Source organism: Flavobacterium branchiicola, from assembly GCF_018383905.1.
Classification (GTDB): Bacteria; Bacteroidota; Bacteroidia; order Flavobacteriales; family Flavobacteriaceae; genus Flavobacterium; species Flavobacterium branchiicola.
In genome coordinates, this window is record NZ_JAGYWA010000006.1 from 410,226 (window position 1) to 427,529 (window position 17,304).

Annotated in this window: 20 protein-coding genes and 4 tRNA genes; 3 read left to right on the forward strand and 21 right to left on the reverse strand. The window is 33.4% G+C overall.

Annotated features, from left to right (window positions below; all coding sequences use genetic code 11):
- Positions 1-60 precede the first annotated feature (60 nt).
- From KHA98_RS17170 to KHA98_RS17225, 12 genes are all read right to left on the reverse strand, one after another.
- Positions 61-900 (reverse strand): phytoene/squalene synthase family protein, encoded by an 840-nt coding sequence (locus KHA98_RS17170; protein ID WP_213259122.1) that lies wholly within the window; start codon positions 898-900, stop codon positions 61-63.
- Between the two features lie 3 nt (positions 901-903).
- The gene (locus KHA98_RS17175; protein ID WP_213259123.1) at positions 904-2,370 is read right to left on the reverse strand and encodes a phytoene desaturase family protein; all 1,467 of its coding nucleotides are present in this window, start codon (positions 2,368-2,370) and stop codon (positions 904-906) included.
- 36 nt (positions 2,371-2,406) lie between these two features.
- Positions 2,407-3,306, reverse strand: coding sequence for a MerR family transcriptional regulator (locus tag KHA98_RS17180; RefSeq protein WP_213259124.1), 900 nt, complete (start codon positions 3,304-3,306; stop codon positions 2,407-2,409).
- Positions 3,307-3,409: 103 nt separating this feature from the next.
- Positions 3,410-4,372, reverse strand: coding sequence for an ion channel (locus KHA98_RS17185; protein WP_213259125.1), 963 nt, complete (start codon positions 4,370-4,372; stop codon positions 3,410-3,412).
- Between the two features lie 121 nt (positions 4,373-4,493).
- Positions 4,494-4,994, reverse strand: coding sequence for a tetratricopeptide repeat protein (locus tag KHA98_RS17190; protein WP_246522381.1), 501 nt, complete (start codon positions 4,992-4,994; stop codon positions 4,494-4,496).
- Between the two features lie 182 nt (positions 4,995-5,176).
- Positions 5,177-5,740 (reverse strand): DUF4256 domain-containing protein, encoded by a 564-nt coding sequence (locus KHA98_RS17195; protein ID WP_213259126.1) that lies wholly within the window; start codon positions 5,738-5,740, stop codon positions 5,177-5,179.
- A gap of 19 nt (positions 5,741-5,759) precedes the next feature.
- Complete coding sequence (locus tag KHA98_RS17200; RefSeq protein WP_213259127.1) at positions 5,760-6,428, reverse strand: DNA alkylation repair protein; 669 nt, start codon at positions 6,426-6,428, stop codon at positions 5,760-5,762.
- A gap of 227 nt (positions 6,429-6,655) precedes the next feature.
- Positions 6,656-7,234, reverse strand: coding sequence for a YdeI/OmpD-associated family protein (locus KHA98_RS17205; protein WP_213259128.1), 579 nt, complete (start codon positions 7,232-7,234; stop codon positions 6,656-6,658).
- A gap of 18 nt (positions 7,235-7,252) precedes the next feature.
- Positions 7,253-7,630 carry a DoxX family protein gene (locus KHA98_RS17210; protein WP_213259129.1) on the reverse strand — a complete coding sequence of 126 codons (378 nt, stop codon included), beginning with the start codon at positions 7,628-7,630 and terminating at the stop codon, positions 7,253-7,255.
- Positions 7,631-7,636: 6 nt separating this feature from the next.
- The gene (locus tag KHA98_RS17215) at positions 7,637-8,104 is read right to left on the reverse strand and encodes an SRPBCC domain-containing protein (RefSeq protein WP_213259130.1); all 468 of its coding nucleotides are present in this window, start codon (positions 8,102-8,104) and stop codon (positions 7,637-7,639) included.
- Positions 8,105-8,110: 6 nt separating this feature from the next.
- Positions 8,111-8,434, reverse strand: a complete 324-nt coding sequence (locus tag KHA98_RS17220; RefSeq protein ID WP_213259131.1) for an ArsR/SmtB family transcription factor — start codon at positions 8,432-8,434, stop codon at positions 8,111-8,113.
- 273 nt (positions 8,435-8,707) lie between these two features.
- Entirely contained in the window at positions 8,708-9,283 is a 576-nt protein-coding gene (locus KHA98_RS17225; protein WP_213259132.1) for a Crp/Fnr family transcriptional regulator, read from the reverse strand.
- A gap of 245 nt (positions 9,284-9,528) precedes the next feature.
- Here KHA98_RS17225 and KHA98_RS17230 point away from each other — a divergent pair, with 245 nt between their 5' ends.
- Entirely contained in the window at positions 9,529-10,209 is a 681-nt protein-coding gene (locus tag KHA98_RS17230; protein ID WP_246522383.1) for a cysteine hydrolase family protein, read from the forward strand.
- A 163-nt stretch (positions 10,210-10,372) separates the two neighbouring features.
- On the opposite strand, the gene KHA98_RS17235 is transcribed toward KHA98_RS17230, so the two are convergent.
- The 5 genes from KHA98_RS17235 to KHA98_RS17255 all read right to left on the reverse strand — a co-directional run bounded on the left by KHA98_RS17235 (position 10,373) and on the right by KHA98_RS17255 (position 12,267).
- Positions 10,373-10,445, reverse strand: a tRNA-Lys gene (locus KHA98_RS17235).
- A gap of 203 nt (positions 10,446-10,648) precedes the next feature.
- The gene (locus KHA98_RS17240; protein WP_213259133.1) at positions 10,649-11,797 is read right to left on the reverse strand and encodes a DUF6438 domain-containing protein; all 1,149 of its coding nucleotides are present in this window, start codon (positions 11,795-11,797) and stop codon (positions 10,649-10,651) included.
- 157 nt (positions 11,798-11,954) lie between these two features.
- Positions 11,955-12,037, reverse strand: a tRNA-Leu gene (locus KHA98_RS17245).
- A gap of 44 nt (positions 12,038-12,081) precedes the next feature.
- Positions 12,082-12,154, reverse strand: a tRNA-Lys gene (locus KHA98_RS17250).
- Between the two features lie 40 nt (positions 12,155-12,194).
- Positions 12,195-12,267 (reverse strand) — tRNA-Lys (locus KHA98_RS17255).
- A gap of 127 nt (positions 12,268-12,394) precedes the next feature.
- On the opposite strand from KHA98_RS17255, the gene KHA98_RS17260 reads away from it, so the two are divergent.
- Positions 12,395-12,913, forward strand: a complete 519-nt coding sequence (locus KHA98_RS17260; RefSeq protein WP_213259134.1) for a shikimate kinase — start codon at positions 12,395-12,397, stop codon at positions 12,911-12,913.
- On the opposite strand, the gene KHA98_RS17265 is transcribed toward KHA98_RS17260, so the two are convergent.
- Both KHA98_RS17265 and KHA98_RS17270 read right to left on the reverse strand, forming a co-directional pair.
- Entirely contained in the window at positions 12,905-13,405 is a 501-nt protein-coding gene (locus KHA98_RS17265) for a phosphoribosyltransferase domain-containing protein (protein WP_213259135.1), read from the reverse strand. The two genes, KHA98_RS17260 and KHA98_RS17265, sit on opposite strands and share 9 nt — an antisense overlap.
- Before the next feature lie 156 nt (positions 13,406-13,561).
- On the reverse strand, positions 13,562-13,951 hold the full coding sequence (locus KHA98_RS17270; protein ID WP_213259136.1) for an RNA-binding S4 domain-containing protein: 390 nt from the start codon (positions 13,949-13,951) through the stop codon (positions 13,562-13,564).
- Between the two features lie 79 nt (positions 13,952-14,030).
- On the opposite strand from KHA98_RS17270, the gene KHA98_RS17275 reads away from it, so the two are divergent.
- Positions 14,031-15,095: an FKBP-type peptidyl-prolyl cis-trans isomerase gene (locus KHA98_RS17275; RefSeq protein WP_213259137.1), complete on the forward strand. Its 1,065-nt coding sequence runs from the start codon at positions 14,031-14,033 to the stop codon at positions 15,093-15,095.
- 260 nt (positions 15,096-15,355) lie between these two features.
- Here KHA98_RS17275 and KHA98_RS17280 read toward each other — a convergent pair whose 3' ends face one another.
- Entirely contained in the window at positions 15,356-16,309 is a 954-nt protein-coding gene (locus tag KHA98_RS17280; protein WP_213259138.1) for a transketolase family protein, read from the reverse strand.
- Between the two features lie 76 nt (positions 16,310-16,385).
- A complete protein-coding gene (locus KHA98_RS17285; protein WP_213259139.1) occupies positions 16,386-17,234 on the reverse strand; it encodes a transketolase in 849 nt (282 codons plus the stop codon).
- Positions 17,235-17,304 lie beyond the last annotated feature (70 nt).

Here is a 17,304-nt window from a genome sequence, read left to right on the forward strand (position 1 = left end):
CTCGTGAAGATTTCTCCTTCGTCGAAATGACAAACTGTTGGCATAAAAGAATAACAGTGATTATACTAATTTTAGTTTATAAGTCACAAAAGATTGCGCTAAAAGACCTGCTTTTGTATAATTGGAAACCCTGATTCTGGAATTTCCAATTTCGTGATACGGAGTGTTTTTTAGTTTTTGAAGCAATTTTTTATAATAAACGTAGGCAGTGTAAACTCCAAATTTGGCTTCAATTGGTAATTTTACAATTCCCTGATAGGCGACTCTGAAATCTTCTTCAATTTCTTCGATTATTTGTGTTTTTGAATCTTCGGTAAAATTGTTGAGGTTAATACCTGGAAAATAAGTTCGGTTTAATATTAGATTATCGTCTTTTAAATCCCTTAGGAAATTTACTTTCTGAAAAGCAGATCCCAAACGCATAGCCTCATATTTGAGTTGTTCGTATTTATGTTCTTTTCCGGTCACAAAAACTTTAAGGCACATTAATCCCACAACATCTGCAGAACCATAAATATACTCTTCGTATTCTGTTTGTGTATTATAAGTTGATTTTATTAGATCGAGTTTCATGCTTTTTAAAAATGCCTGAATCAGATCATCAGTAATATTATACTTTTTGACCGTATGCTGAAAAGAATTTAAAATAGGATTTAAGCTAATTCCTAGTTCCATTGCTTTGTAATATTCTTTTTCGAAATCGGTGATGAGATATTCTCTTTCATAATCATGAAATGAATCTACAATTTCATCGGCAAAGCGCACAAAACCGTAAATACTATAAATAGCATCGCGAATACTTGGTGACAGCATTTTGACTGCCAGTGAGAATGAAGTACTGTACTTTTGAGTAACCAGTTTACTGCATTTGAAAGAGACGGTATCAAATAGTGATTTCATTTTTTAAGATCTAAAAGATTTTTGAATTAATTCAGCTACTAGTTTTCCCGAGATTAAAGCAGGCGGAACACCTGGACCAGGAACCGTTAATTGTCCTGTAAAATATAAGTTACGTACTTTTTTACTTTTTAGTTTTGGTCGTAAAAAGGCAGTTTGCAATAAAGTATTTGCCATTCCATAGGCATTTCCTTTGTAGGCATTATAATCTGCTACAAAGTCGTTTTTGCAGAATGACTTTTTAAATATAATGTTATTTTTAATTTTTTGCTGTGTAAGTTCTTCAAAGCGAGTAATTATCTTTTCGAAGTATTCTTCCCGTAATTCTTCATTATCTTTAATTCCTGGCGCAAGCGGAATAAGAAAGAAACCACTTTCCATTCCGTCCGGTGCTGCTGTCAAATCTGTTTTAGACGGAAAATTGGCATAGAATAATGGAGCATCAGGCCATTTTGGATTGTCATAAATATCTCTGGCATGTTGATTGAAATCGGTATCAAAAAATAGAGCGTGATGCGAAATGTTTTCAATTTTCTTGTTGAAGCCAATAAAAAACAGGAGGGAGGAAGGTGCGAAAACGCGACTTTCCCAGTATTTTTCAGAATATTGACGATGTTCTTTTTCCAGTAAAGTTTCAGAATGATGATAATCGGCACTGCTTAAAACGATATCGGATTTTACAATTTCTCCGTTTACCATAATTCCGGTTGCGGTTTTGTTTTCGACTATAATTTTATCAACGGAAGAATTGGTTTTAATAGTTACGCCAAGTTCTTTAGCTAAATTTTCAATTCCGAGAATCACATCAAACATACCTGTTTTTGGATGCCAGGTTCCTAAACCGAAATCGGCGTAATTCATAAAATTGTAAAATGAAGGTGTTTTAGATGGTTTTGCACCCAGAAACAAAACGGGAAATTCTAAGATTTGAACCAGTCTTTCGTTTTTAAATTTTAATCGAATATCGTTGCTTACATTACCCAAAAACTGATTTAGTTTTAATGCCGTTTTTGGTGTAATAAGCTCCAGAGGAGAAACTCCGGGACGATAGACTAAATCTTTAATTGCAATATCATAATTGCTTTTTGCCTGATTAATGAATTTTTGAAGTTCTTTTCCGCTTCCTTTTTCAATAGTTTCGAAAGTAGCTTTTATATCTTCTAAATTATCATAAATACTAATGAAATCATTAATACCAAAATAAACCCGATAAGCAGGATTTAGTTTTATTAGTTCATAATAATCAGAAGATTTTTTACTAAAATCATGAAAGAAACGCTCAAAAACGTCGGGCATCCAGTACCAGCTAGGCCCCATGTCAAAGGTAAAGCCGCTTTCTTTAAATTGTCGGGCACGCCCACCAATGGTTTTGTTTTTTTCATAAAGAGTTACGGTGTTTCCTTGTTTGGCAAGATAACACGCAGCGGCTAATGCAGAAAAGCCTGATCCTATTATGCTAATCGTTTTTCTCATTTGTTTAACAAATGTACAAAAACTTTAAACAAAATATTAAATATGATCGATAGTTTCGTCCATAGAATTGAAAATATGAATTCTATCTGGCAGGTTAGTCTGGTCAATATGTTCTACCATATTACCCATAAGCCATATTTCATTGTTTTTTTGTAACAATTTCTGTCCCATTGATTTAATATACTGATTAATCACATTTCTGTCCGGTTGAACTGTCATGAATGAAACGAAAGTGATATTCTCAAAATGGCGTGTAAGATCCTGCAAGTTTTCAATTGGCATGCTTTCGCCTAAATAAATGGTTTTGTAACCTTGAGATAAAATTTCATATTGCAAATAGAGAAGACCTATTTGATGAATTTCATTTAAAGGCAATGAAAGTACAAAAATTTTATCGGTTTTTATCGGTTTTAAGATTTGAAGGCTCTCCGTATAAATCAGAATCTTTTGTTTGATCAAATGACTCATGAAATGCTCATTTGCGGGAGTAATGGTTTCAGATTGCCATAACACTCCAAGTTCCTTCAATAACGGAAGAAAGTTATCTCTGAAAACTTCTTTGAAATTTTTTTCAGAAATAAGCCAGTCAAAAGTATTGAAGAATAATTCCTGATCAAAATTCATCATAGCCATTTTAAATGAAGTAATGGCGTAGTTTTGCGAATTTTTCTTAGAAGTAATTTCACGCACCAGTTGCGGAATCTTTTCCTCAGGATAGGTGGCTATTTTAGAGATCTTATAACCATATTCATGAAGTAATGTAATATTAAGAAGCTTCTGCAAATTTTGCAAATTATAAAGCCTGATATTAGTATCAGTTCGCATTGGTTCAAGAATATTGTATCTCTTTTCCCAAATTCTTATTGTATGTGCTTTTATTCCAGATAAGTTTTCAAGATCTTTAATGCTGAAAACAGTTTTAATATTGTTCATCATTTTTCATAAATTGGCAAACAAAAATAGAACAAAATCTGAGAAAACAGGTATAACTTGATCAAAATGATCGATTTTTGAAGCATTATAGTATCAAAATAGTATATTATTCGAACATGATAGTATCATAATGGTCTAGTTTGTCTAAATGCAAGATTGTTTTTGAGCCATCTTTACTGCGATTATACATGGTTTGAAATTTGGCACCGTAAATAATTTCATTAAATGTATAGGAAGTTCTGGCCGCAACCGTGTTACTAAACATATCATCAAATGTGGTGATGAAGACTAAAATTTCGCCATGTATTTTTTTGAAATCCTCTTCTGTAAAATTATATAAGGGACTGCTTTTGGTGATAGGGTGAACTAATGTCCAGCTTAACGAAAGTGCATTTATGCGATCTAACTCGAGTTCCAGACTGTAGAATTTGTTGGTTCGTTCTCCGTTTTCTTCAACACTCATTCCTAAAGTGATCTTTGCAGTTGCATCTGTAAAATTGGTGTTTTTAAAAGGAACAAGTCTAATCATCAGTCCTTTGTTTTCTCCGTAAGGAGAAATCAGGGCGTGATGTGAGAATTTTAAAAAGGCAGTTGGCTTACTGAATCTTCCAAAGAAAAGTCCGGTTGCAATAGCAAAGCTTAGTAAACCAATCAAAGCTTCGGCGGCAGACAAAGCACTCGTTAAAAAACCTGTTGGACTTATATGGCCGTATCCAACGGTTGTAAAGGTTTGAGCACTGAAAAAATAAGCTTGCCCAAATTGAGTGAGAACACTTTGCGATTGTGCAATTCCGTCGAGATGCTGAATTCCGATTGCGTAATAAGCAACAGCAAAAATAAAGTTGATTGCAATATAAAAAGTAAACAATATGAGCATGAATTTCCAATTGGGCATATCGATCATGGTATGATACCAGCTTATTCTGCGAAGTAAATTCATTCCTCGTTTTTCGATATTTGGAGTTCCGTTTTTATTTACAAATCTTCCACCGTAGCTATTGGCGTTAGATCCAAAACCGGAGTTTTTATCGGTTTCTGCAAAGTGGTTTAGTTTTTTTAAGAGCGCCATATTGGTTAATTTTCAAGCAAATGTATGAATATCTTTTATAGGATTACAACTTGTCTTTTAACAGAAAAAGCCATTTGTAAAATCAATTTACAAATGGCTTTTTTATGTTTTTTAACTGCACTTATTTACAAAAAGTTGCTTTGTTTTTAATAGCACTTTGGCTGCCAAGTTCAACTGCTTTAGAGAAGTCTTTGCAGGCGTTTTTTTTGTCTCCATTCTTATTGTAAGCTAAACCTCTCAGATTGTAAGCGATATAATCTTTTGGATTTAAACCAAGAGAGGAAGTACAGTCTTCTATAGTTTCTTTAAAATTCATTAATTTGTAATTGACATTTGCTCTTCCGGTAAAGGCATCGGCATTCATGCTGTCTAATTCGATAGTTTTGCTAAAATCTGCCAAAGCTCCTTTTAAATCGTTAAGCTTTAGTTTGGCTACGCCACGGTTTTGGTAAGCTTCAACAAATTTAGAATTCATGCTGATTGCTTTTGTATAATCGGCGATAGCGCCTTTGGTATTGCCTGCTTCGGCTTTTTTCATGGCTTTGTCAAAATAGGCCGTTGCAGATTGTGCCCATGTAGAGCAAGTAATCATAATAAATGATACTAATAGTAGGTTTTTCATAAACTAATTTGGGATTAGTGATTAATTATTTCCAAACGAATTTAGTAAAGTTTTGCTTTGTAGGAGAAGTTCTGTTGTAAAATTATTGTCATTATGGCCTAAATATTTTTAATGGAAAAATCACAAGAGAAAAAACAAATTGATATTGAGTGTTTTATACAAATATGTTGATTTTATAAATTTTAAACGCTTAAAGAACCTCGAAACCCTCTTGCTGCATAATAAGATTCTGCGCCATTATGATAAACAAATACCCTACCGTAACGATAATCGCAGAATACCGCTCCGCCAAGTTTTCTAACCTCTGCCGGAGTTGCAATCCAACTTGAGGTTTTAGTATCAAAATTACCAAGTTCCTGTAGCTTTTGATATTGCTCTTCTGTCAGGATTTCAATTCCCATTTCTTCCGCCATATCAACAGCGCTATTTTTAGGTTTGTGTTCTTTTCTTGCATCAAGCGCCTGGCGATCGTAACAAAGGCTTCTTCGTGATTTTGGGCTTTCTGCTACACAATCATAAAAAATATATTCATCTGTATTTTTGTCATAATCTACAACATTCGGTTCGCCTTCGGTTTTTTCCATTTGAAGAAGTGACCATAGTTTTTCCGGATTTGCATTCAATTTTGTTTCTACTTTTGACCATTCAATAGTTGCATGGCGATTCCTGTTTTTTTCAAAACGAGTTTTTAAAATACTAATGATTTGATCTTGTTCTTCTTGCGAAAGTTTATTGCTGTTTTTCATTTGATGATTTTTTTAGGTTTTATTCTTGTCTGCGAACCATTTCATTAATCCAGATTGGGGCAAAAGGAGAGGTGCAGCCTTTTGAAGTTGGGTAATCTCTGTAAATTCCAAGTTTTTCTCCTATAGATAAAGCTCTGTCTCTAAATTCAGGAAATTTAATTCCAATTTGTGCCAAAGTGCTATTCATTGTCCATTGTACTTCTGGTGCAGCGTTTGGCATTTCAGTTTCAATACGGTCTAGTAATGCGGGTAAATCTAAAACTTCCGGATTTCGGGCGACACATCCGCTGGTTAGACTCCACGCTGCGCGTCCGTGCATAATATCATTAGAATGCATCCATTCCTGTCGTAAACTTTCTTTAGCTGAATAATCCTTTATTACATAAGAATAAAACCAATCTGCAATGTTGACAAATTTTTCGGATGAAACCATTTTGGCAATCTGATCTTTTGAAAGTTTCTCGGGTTCTATAATTAATATAGCTAAAAAGCGAGCATCTACATTTTCAGTATCCCAAAGTTCTAAAGCTAATTCGTGGTTAGTTTTTATCTTTTTAGCCAATGTTCGAATATCGCCCATTTTAACCCCAAATTGATTGTCACTCGCACCGCGTTTTTTGTTTTGTGCGTGAACCTTTTCATTTCCAAGAGCTTCAAGTTGTTGTAATATGTCTTTTGCTTTAAGCATAATTTGAGTATTAATGTAATTTAGAATTAACCCGTTGGGTGAAATTGAACAAAATTTAATTTTAACACATAGTGACATAGTTTTTCTTGTGCATAAAAGGCGTTTCACTTTTTTAAATAAACATAGCTATGTGTGAAAACTGGTTTTTTCTTTTGCCTTTTTTTATTTGAAATTAAAATCTATTGTTTCTATGTGTTAAAAAATAATTTCACCCAACGGGTTTAGAATTAATCATTAAGGCCTTTTCCTTCAAGAATGAGCGGAACAAGTTTCTCAACTCTGGCTTCGCGTGTTTTTGCTTGTTTAGGTTGGGAAAAATGTAATAAATAAGCTCTTTGGCGACCAGGTGTTAAGGCCTTGAAAGCTTTTTCGACATGAGGATTTTCATTTAATTTCTTCTGAAATTCCTCAGAAACCGGAAAATCTGAAGTTTTTTTCAGGATCACTTTCAATCCGGCTTTTTCAATTTCAATCGCCTGATAAATGTATGTTTTTAAAATGGCGCTTAAATCAATAATCTCTTTAAGGTTTGTAAATCGAATTTGACGCGCTGCTTGTACATTATCACTTTGTTGAATTAAAATTCCGTCTGTGTCTTTAAGTAATGCGCCTTTAAAAAACAAAAAAGCGCAATAATCCTTAAAGGCATGAATTAAAACAATGTTGTTGCCTTGGTAGGTATAGCAGGGTGAACCCCATTTTAATTCCTCCGTTAGCTGGCAATCCAAAGCGATAGTTCGCAGTTGTTCCAGTTCTTTCTGCCATTTTTGGCTTTCATCAAAGAAAAAATCGACTTTTGGATTCATTGTTATAATATTTAAAGTTTAAACAGTGATAGCTTTTCTTTCAGCCGGTCTGAAATACCACGAAATTACAGTCAGAATTATTAAAAGCGCTGGTCCAAAATAATCTTTTGCTCCGTCTCCACTTATAAAATGTGAAAATACCGCCCCTGACATTGCAAAGAAAAATCCGGCATAAGCCCATTCTTTTAAAACAGGAAACTTAGGAATAAGAACGGCAATAACGCCTAATAATTTCCAAACGCCTAATAAAGTTAGCAAATAAATCGGATAACCCAAATGTGATATTCGGTCTGTTTCGTCTTTGGTTTGCATTAACTGAACAATTCCAGTTGCTACCATTCCTAATGAAAGCCATAGTGTAGCAACCCAATAAATAATTTTGTTTCTCTTTGTCATGATGGTTTATTTTAGATTAGTAAATATTTCCTGTAAGCGATTGTGCGCCATATTTAATCCTTGTTTAAACGGAAGCTGAAGCATCTGATCTCTAAGGGCGGTTGATTTGTATACAATATGCATTGTCAATTTGCTTGTTGTGTCACTTTGTTTTTCAAATTCCAGAAATTCTAACTGTACAGTAAAAGGAGAATTCTCCATTTCGAATGTTCTTGTGATTTTTTGGTTTGGAATAAATTCATGAATTACACCATTTGCCTGAAAAACCACATTTCCTTTTGTGTCACTGGTTTCAAATTGATAACCTCCATATTTTTTATTTTCAAGTTTTAAAACCTTTGTTCCCATCCATTGTTCAACGAGTTCCGGTTCTATATACGCTTTAAAAAGTAATTCTACAGGTAAATCAAAATCTCTGGTAATTACAAGTTCTTGTTTGCCGTCCTGAGCATTTATTTTTGTTTTCAGTTCCATGTTGGTTTAGTTTTCTGGTTTATAGTTTTTCATTATAGCTTCAAGTTTATTAAATCTGTCGTCCCACATTTGACGGAACGGTTCGATAAAATCGGCTACTTCCCGCATTCGTTCTGCATTGATTGTGTAGTGAACTTCACGACCATTTTGGGTTTGCTGGAGTAGTTCGCATTCTGTTAGTATCTTTAAATGTTTGGAAACTGTAGGACGCGCAGTGTCAAAATTGGACGCTATCGCTCCCGCTGTCATGGAGTGCGAAGTCACCAATAGTAATATAGCTCTTCTTGTTGGATCGGCTATTGCCTGAAATACATCTCTTCTTAAATTCATTGTGAAGTTATTTGACTACAAATATATATGTAGTTATTTAACTACGCAAATATTTTAACGCTTTTTTATTTCTGATTATGAAAAGGTTAGGTGTTGAAAGGGTTTAAAATTGATTTGGATTTTTTTTTGAGCTAGTGCTTAGTAATGCTTTTAGGCTGAAAATAAAGACTTCTTTTTGTAATAGAGTAGTTCTTTTTATCGCACTGTTGATGCTGTGAACAAAGTTCTTCAATACGCTTTAATTCTTTATTGCATTGTGAAGTATTGAAAGATTTACAATAGTTTTCTCCTGATTTTACTTAAAAATTCATGAGATATGCCAAGATAGGCTGCTATTTGATGTTGTGGGATTCTTTGTTCGAGTGTAGGGTATTTTGCTTTAAATTCCAGATAGCGCTTGTCTGCGGTTTTATTTAACATGCTTATCATGCATAATTGAATTGACTCCAAAGCTTTTTGATTCATTAAACGAAAAAGTCTTTCGGTTTTGGGTATTTCAGCGTACAGTTTTTCTTTCTGCTCTTTGGTTATTGTAATGATTTTTGAATCTTCTAAAGCTTGAATATTTAATTTTGAAGGGTTTCCGGATACAAAACTTCCAATGTCCAGGACCCACCAATCTTCAATGGCAAAGTATAAAATATGATCTTTTACATTGTCTTCTTTATAGAAAATTTTAAAACAGCCTTCTAAAATGTATCCTTCGAAATCGCAAATTTCACCTTCAGAAAGTAGCATTTGATTTTTTTGTATTTCTTCAACATGGTAAAACGAGCTAAGTTTTGCAAACTCACTTTCAGAAAGGTCGATATGTTTCTTTATGTTTTCGTAAAATCGGTTCTCTTTCATGATTTACTGTTTTAATTGTTGTTTAAAGTCTTCTTGATTCTTTCTGGTTTATTTCTTTTTGGTATTTGGTGAACTAGTTCAACGTGGGTTTTTTATGTGCCACTATACCTTTGTCAAAAAAAAATAAAAGATGCAATACGAAACAAAAAAGAATGAAGATTTAATTGTACAAATATTTAAAATTAACTCTTTTATGTTAAGTAATCATCACAAATTAATTTAAAAACTTATAAAATACGATTAAAATGAAAAAGACAGTTTCGTTATTATTACTAATTACCACTATGATAGCTTGTAATAAAAAGAATGACTCGCAGAAAGAAAATAATACTAAAAACACACAAGAAATGGAAAGTACTAAAACAGAAAAAACAGCATTAATTATCATTGATATTCAAAATGATTATTTCCCTGGTGGAGCTATGGAACTTGTAGAAGCAGAAAAAGCAGGGCAAAAGGCAAAAGAAGTATTGTCTTATTTTAGAGAAAATAAAATGGAGGTAATACATGTACAGCACATTGCGTTACAAGAAGGGGCTACATTTTTTCTCCCAAATACAAAAGGTGCCGAAATTAATAAGATTGTTGCTCCTCTTGCAAATGAAAAGATATTTACAAAAAATTATCCAAACAGTTTTAGAGATACAAAATTACTGGAGTATCTGAAGGAAAATAATATTACAAATCTGGTTTTTGCGGGTATGATGACAGATGTATGTGTAGATGCTACCGTTAGGGCTTCTATGGATAATGGTTTTAAAAATATTGTAATAAGCGATGCTGTAGCTACAAGAGACAGGGAATTAAATGGGGAAACAATTCCGGCGGCTCAGATTAATAAAGCTTTTCTGGCTGGATTGAATGCTTTGGGTGGTTTATATGCTAACGTATTGTCTAGCGATGAATTTCTGTCAAATAAAAAGTAAAGTATCGCAAAGTGATGCGGTAAGAATTATTTTTAAGTAATCACAGTATGATTTGAATCTGTTTAATTTTACAGGAAGTATATTTTTAAAATAACGATTTTGTTGTTTTAAATATGGTCTAAAACGAAAAAAGGTCGAGTAAATTAATACTTGACCTTTTTTGTGACCCGACTGGGGCTCGAACCCAGGACCCCATCATTAAAAGTGATGTGCTCTACCGACTGAGCTATCGAGTCATTGCTTCTCTGAATGAGGGTGCAAATATAAGTACTTTATTTAGTTTGTAAAGCCTTTTTTTAAAGGTTTTTTTGGAATAAATTTTAAATGTCTATTTTACAATAAAATAGGAGCTGTTTTTTTATTGATTATTATGAGGTTTGAACCGCATATTGGATGTTTTGAAGATTTGAAGTGAGAAATAATTGTTTTGTAGAAACTTTTATTCGCTGTATTTATTCTCTTGTCTAAATTTATCAGTCAGATTGTTTAAGGTTAAAAAATTATAGCCAATATCTATAATTTTATCTTTTAGCTTGTAATATCTACCGTCTGTATTGATTATTTCTTTTTTATTTTGATCATTCCAAAATTCAATTTGGTATTTGTTTTCAAAATTATAAGCTGTTTCTGTGCCTTTAAAAATTTCAGTTAAAAGATAAAAACTCTCAGATTTTGTCAGGTCGCAAATTTGATTTCCTTTAGTAAAACGTATTCCCCATATTGATAATAAAGGTTTGTCAGTTTTTAAGGGAGTCAGTTTTATTTGTTGATATAAAAATCTAACAGATGTATAGGCCCAAATTAATGCAATTGGAGATTCTCTTCCATAATCATGGATTGACTTTACGATTTTGTTGTTCTTGATAAATGTTACGGTGACGGTTTCATCATCGGACCGATCTGCTTCATATCTATCTTTAAGATTGGTTATGTTGGCTTTTTTAAAATTAGTTTGAATTTTTTGATATTGGTTTTGGGTAATCTTGGCTTTAAAAAATCCATTTTTAGTATTATAAGCCTGACCTTGATAAATGACATTGCCATTATTGTCAATACTTATATTTAATATGGGGCAATAGTCATCAGAGCTTGAAGAGGAAAAAATTATTTTGTCATAATTTTCATTTGGGTTGATCTTATATTTTGTTTTTGCATATTTTGCAAAGATACTATCACTTATTTTTGTTGTTAATGTGTCACCGGTGATCGAATGTATTTTCTGATTCTCCCAAGTTTTAGTTGTTAAATCTAATATTTGTAGGCTGTCGTTTAGAATCTTATACTTGGTTTTTGTTCCTAAGAAAAATGTTTTTCTATTTTTTCTTTCTTTTGCGTCAATACTGTTGAAGTAACCAGATTTGTTTTCGCATACATTATTTTCTAAAAATATATATCCGGGTATGTGATTGCCAAAAGGAGAAGGTGGTAGAAATTTGATGTTATCATTTTTATGTGGTTTTCTCTGGTCTTCTGTTTTGATATAAGTCCATTCGCCAATTATATCTTTACGTAATTTTGTGTCATTATTATTTTGACAAGAGTGTAAAATGAAAATAGTTAAAACGTATAATGAAATTTTTTGCTTCATAAATTTATTCTCTATTACAAATTGTATAATGTTTTTTAGATTACAGTTTTGTAAATATAAATTATTTTTAGGGCAATATCTGAAAATTAAAATGAGGTTGGTTTATTTTGAAATAAAAAAAGCGGAAACCTTATGAATAAAGATTTCCGCTTATTTGTGACCACGGTGGGATTTGAACCCACACGCCCTTACGAGCACCACCCCCTCAAGATGGCAAGTCTACCGTTTCTCCACGTGGCCTAAAATGAAAAAAGGTCGAGTAAAATAAATTACCCGACCTTTTGTGACCCGACTGGGGCTCGAACCCAGGACCCCATCATTAAAAGTGATGTGCTCTACCGACTGAGCTATCGAGTCATTGCTTTCAAGAAACTTATTTTGTTAATCACAAATTTTGTGACCCGACTGGGGCTCGAACCCAGGACCCCATCATTAAAAGTGATGTGCTCTACCGACTGAGCTATCGAGTCATATTCGTTTCTTGAATGCGGGTGCAAATATAAGGAGTTATTTTCGAAGTTTCCAAGCATTTTTATTATAAATTTGTCTTTTTTTACAAAAAAATCCCAACGTCTTAGTTTATAAGGTTTTATTATTATGAAAAAAATTGTGTTATTAGGTTATATGGGTTGCGGAAAGTCAACAATTGCCCAAAACTTGTCAAAAATTACAAATATTCCGTTTCTCGATCTGGATAGTTGCATCGAAAAAAGAGCAAATATGTCTATAAATGAAATTTTTTCTAAACATGGAGAGGTATATTTTCGAAAATTAGAGCATGAAATGTTTGTCGAATTACTTCATTCTCCAGAAAACAATATTATTGGTTTAGGAGGAGGAACACCATGTTATGCAAATAATCATTTGTTGCTCCAGAATGAAGATATTGTTTCTATATATCTAAAAGCATCCATTGATACTTTATATAGCAGATTAGTGCAAAACAAAAGCAAGCGCCCATTAATTGCAAATATGAATGAAGAGGAAATGAAAGAGTTTATTGCAAAGCATTTGTTCGACAGAAGCTTTTATTATAACCACGCACAATATAAATTGTCGGTTGATAATAAAGCTGTCGAAGAAACGGTTGAGGATATATTGGCGATCTTAGCTTAAAAAAGCGTAATCATCGCCGTTGTCATCAAAAACAACCTGAACATGCTCTAATAAAGATGTCGATAAAGAGATACCCTTAAAATCAGCTTTTACAGGGTATTTTTTATGATTTCTGTCTACGAGTACTGCTGTTTTGAATTTCTTTAGCGGAACATCGAGAAAATGACGAACAGCATAGATTAAAGTAGTGCCAGAGTTTAGTACGTCATCAACTAATACTAAACCTTTGTTTTGGTATTCTTCTTTAGTTAATGAAGTCTGGATTGCCAGCTGCGGATTTTGTTTGTCTACTTTAACATCGCAGGTAGTAACTTTTAGTGTTGAAATACTGCTTAAAGCTAAGGCAATTTTTTGAGCAAAAACAGAACCGTTTGAAGCGATTCCGGCAATCACAATTTCTTCTTCATCAACAAATGTTTCGTAGATTTGATAAGCGATACGTTTGATTTTGTGTTCGATTTCCTGATTGGTTAAGATGATATTCTTGCTCATGATTTTATTTTTTTTGCTAATGTACAAATTTATAAAATTTAAAATTCCAATCATTGAAATTCCAAATTCCAATTTTAGAAAATTAGCGTTTTGCTTTTTTTTGGAATTTGGACCCGAGCGATAGCGAACAGGCGAAGCAATTTTAAAAATTGGAATTTAGATATCATCGTCTTCGTCAAAAATTTCGTTTCCGTATTCATCAATATCTCTTCGGTCTTTTTTGGTAGGTCTTCCTGTACCGCTTTTACGATAATGTTCTTTAGAAAGTTTTAAAAGTTCTAAATGCGCATAAGCTTCAGGTGGAGTTTCATTTTTACGATATATATCAACAAGTTTTGCTCCCACACGATTCTCCGGAATATCTAGTACAGTAATGATTTGAGTAATCTGATCTTTTCTGAAGGTGATTTTGTCTGTAGGGAAAACTTCTTTTGAAGGTTTGGCAACCTGCCCATTTACTGTAATATGGTTTTTTTTGCATGCTTCAGTAACCATGTTTCTGGTTTTGTAATAACGCACGCACCATAAGTATTTATCTATTCTCATAATTTTTCTAAATTCGAAGTTAAATTCTTTACAAAAATAAATCAATATTGTATCTTGCGCACCTAAAAAATTAACAATAATGAATAAATTTAAATATTACTTTGTTTTATTACTGGCAGGTATTGCGATTGTTTCTTGCAACAAGAAAGATGATGATGAAGTAGTGGTAGTTCCTTTGCGTGATTATACAGAGCAATACAAGGCAGATAATGATTCTATTACTAAATATTTAAAGACTCACTATATAAAGGAAGTTACAGCCGATTTTGATATAACATTTGAAAAAATTCCTGCAGGTGGTGCTCAGGTTTCTGTTTGGGATCAACAAGATTATCCTTTGCAAAATAGAGATGTATATAATGATGATATTACTTATAAAGTATATTATTTAGTATTAAATGAAGGGGTGGGTCAAAACCCTATCAATACAGATCGAATTAATGCGTCTTATGTAGGAAGTCTTTTGAATGGAACTGTGTTTGATACTTCAAATGGAATTCCAATAACTTTCGATTTATTTGTTTATGATGAGAAATCTGTTATTGAAGGATGGGCAGAAATTTTTCCAAAGTTTAAAACTGGAAATTCTACGACCGATGCTTCAGGCGTGGTAACTTATAATAATTTTGGTGCAGGTGTTATGTTTCTACCTTCTGGATTGGGATATTATGCTTCAGGGCAAACGGATATTCCGGCATATTCTCCTTTAATGTTTAGTTTTAAATTAATGGGCTTAGCTCGTTGGGATCATGATAAAGATGGTGTTTTTGATTATAACGAAGATGTTAACGGTGACGGGTATACTTATAATTTAGCTGATAAAGTGAAGTATCCTAATCCTCCTGCTGCTTTAAAATTGGTTGATGATACAGATGGAGACGGAACGCCTGATTTCTTGGATATTGATGATGATGGTGATGGTTATACCACTTTGTTTGAAATTACAAAACCAACAGGAGCTCCTGTTACTGGTATTAGTAAATATTATCCATATGATCCAATTCCGGATAGTCCTGTAACGCCAAATGTTGATGAAACTGAGACTTGGGGAATTCCTGCAGTTTTACCTAATGGAACTATTGATTATACTACTCCTGGTCGAAATAGACTTCATGTTGACAAAGATCATCACGCGATAAAATAACTCATATCTTTATTTTGATATTTAAAGACCTGTTTGATTGTTTCAAACGGGTCTTTTTTTATGCGGTTTGCAGAATAGGCTTTTTTTTGCCTAGAGGTTATAATTCTGATGTATACGGGTAGTTTATTCTTACTGATAGTTTTATTCTCAGCTATAAGTTTTCTGTCGCAATATCATGATCTAAAAAAAAATATTATGAAAACAAAAAACCTCGAAATTCACATTTCGAGGTTTTTTTTATAAAGTAAGAAAGTAAAAAATTATTTTCTTTTGATTACTCTTTCTACAGCTTCAACAATCGCCTGATTGTTTAATTTGTATTTTTCCATTAATTGCTCTGGAGTTCCAGATTCGCCAAAACTATCGTTTACGGCTACAAATTCTTGTGGAGTCGGTTGATTTAATGCTAATACTCCGGAAATACTTTCACCAAGACCTCCAAGGTAGTTGTGTTCTTCTGCGGTAACGATGCACTTAGTTTTGCCAACTGATTTTAGAATTGCTTCTTCATCAAGAGGCTTAATAGTATGAATGTTGATTACTTCAGCAGAAATTCCTTTTGCTTCAAGAGCTTCAGCAGCAATAAGAGCTTCCCAAACTAAGTGACCTGTTGCTACAATTGTAACATCAGTTCCCTCGTTTAACATAATTGCTTTTCCAATTACGAAAGGTTCGTCAGCAGGAGTAAAGTTAGCTACAACCGGACGACCGAAACGTAAATAAGCAGGACCGTGGTGATCTGCTAATGCTAATGTAGCTGCTTTTGTTTGGTTGTAATCACAAGTGTTGATTACGGTCATTCCAGGCAACATTTTCATTAAACCAATATCTTCAAGGATTTGGTGGGTTGCTCCGTCTTCTCCTAAAGTTAAACCAGCGTGAGAAGCACAGATTTTTACGTTTTTATCAGAATAAGCAACAGATTGACGAATTTGGTCGTAAACTCTTCCTGTAGAGAAGTTAGCGAAAGTTCCTGTAAAAGGAATTTTTCCTCCAATAGTTAAACCAGCGGCAATTCCAATCATATTAGCTTCTGCAATACCAATTTGGAAAAAACGTTCCGGGTGATTTTTTTTGAAATCATCAAATTTTAATGATCCAATTAAATCAGCACATAATGCTACAACATTTTCATTTTTTTGACCTAGTTCAGTCATTCCTGCTCCAAAACCCGAACGAGTATCTTTGCTTCCTGTATTTATATATTTTTTCATTTTTATATGTATGCTTTATGCAATAGGCTACACGCAATAGGCTTAAAAGCTTACTGCTTATGGCTTAAAGCTTTTTTTAATAGTCTGCTAAAGTTGAAATGTTTTGAGCTAAAGCACTTGCCAATTGATCATTGTTTGGTGCTTTACCGTGCCAAGCATGTGTATGCATCATAAAATCAACACCGTTACCCATTTCAGTATGTAATAAAATACAAACTGGTTTTCCTTTTCCTGTTCTTGATTTAGCATCATTTAATCCGGCAAGAATAGCATCAATGCTGTTTCCTGCTTTGATTTCTAAAACATCCCAGTCAAAAGCTTCAAATTTAGCACGAATGCTTCCCATTGGTAAAACTTCGTCTGTTGTTCCGTCAATTTGTTTTCCGTTAAGGTCAATAGTAGCGATAATGTTGTCTACTTTTTTTGCAGAAGCATACATGATTGCTTCCCAGTTTTGACCTTCCTGTAACTCGCCATCTCCATGCAAAGAATAGATTAAATGATTGTCTCCATTTAATTTTTTTGCCTGAGCTGCACCAAGAGCAACAGATAAACCTTGTCCTAATGAACCAGAAGCAATACGAACTCCAGGCAAACCTTCGTGAGTTGTAGGGTGTCCTTGTAAACGAGAGTTTAATAATCTGAAAGTTGCTAGTTCTGAAACAGGAAAATAACCACTACGTGCTAAAACGCTATAAAAGACAGGAGAAATATGACCATTTGAAAGGAAAAATAAATCTTCTCCAATTCCATTCATATCAAAACCTTCTTTGCGCTCCATAATATTTTGGTATAAGGTTACCAAAAATTCAGTACAACCTAGAGAACCACCTGGGTGACCTGAGTTGACAGCATGTACCATTCGAAGAATATCTCTTCTAACTTGGATAGTTAAATCGCTTAATTGTTGTGTGTTAGGCTTCATTTTGTATGTAAAAGTTAAACTGGGGCAAAAGTAATCGTTATTTTGCGGGGAGACAAATGATTTTCTGCTT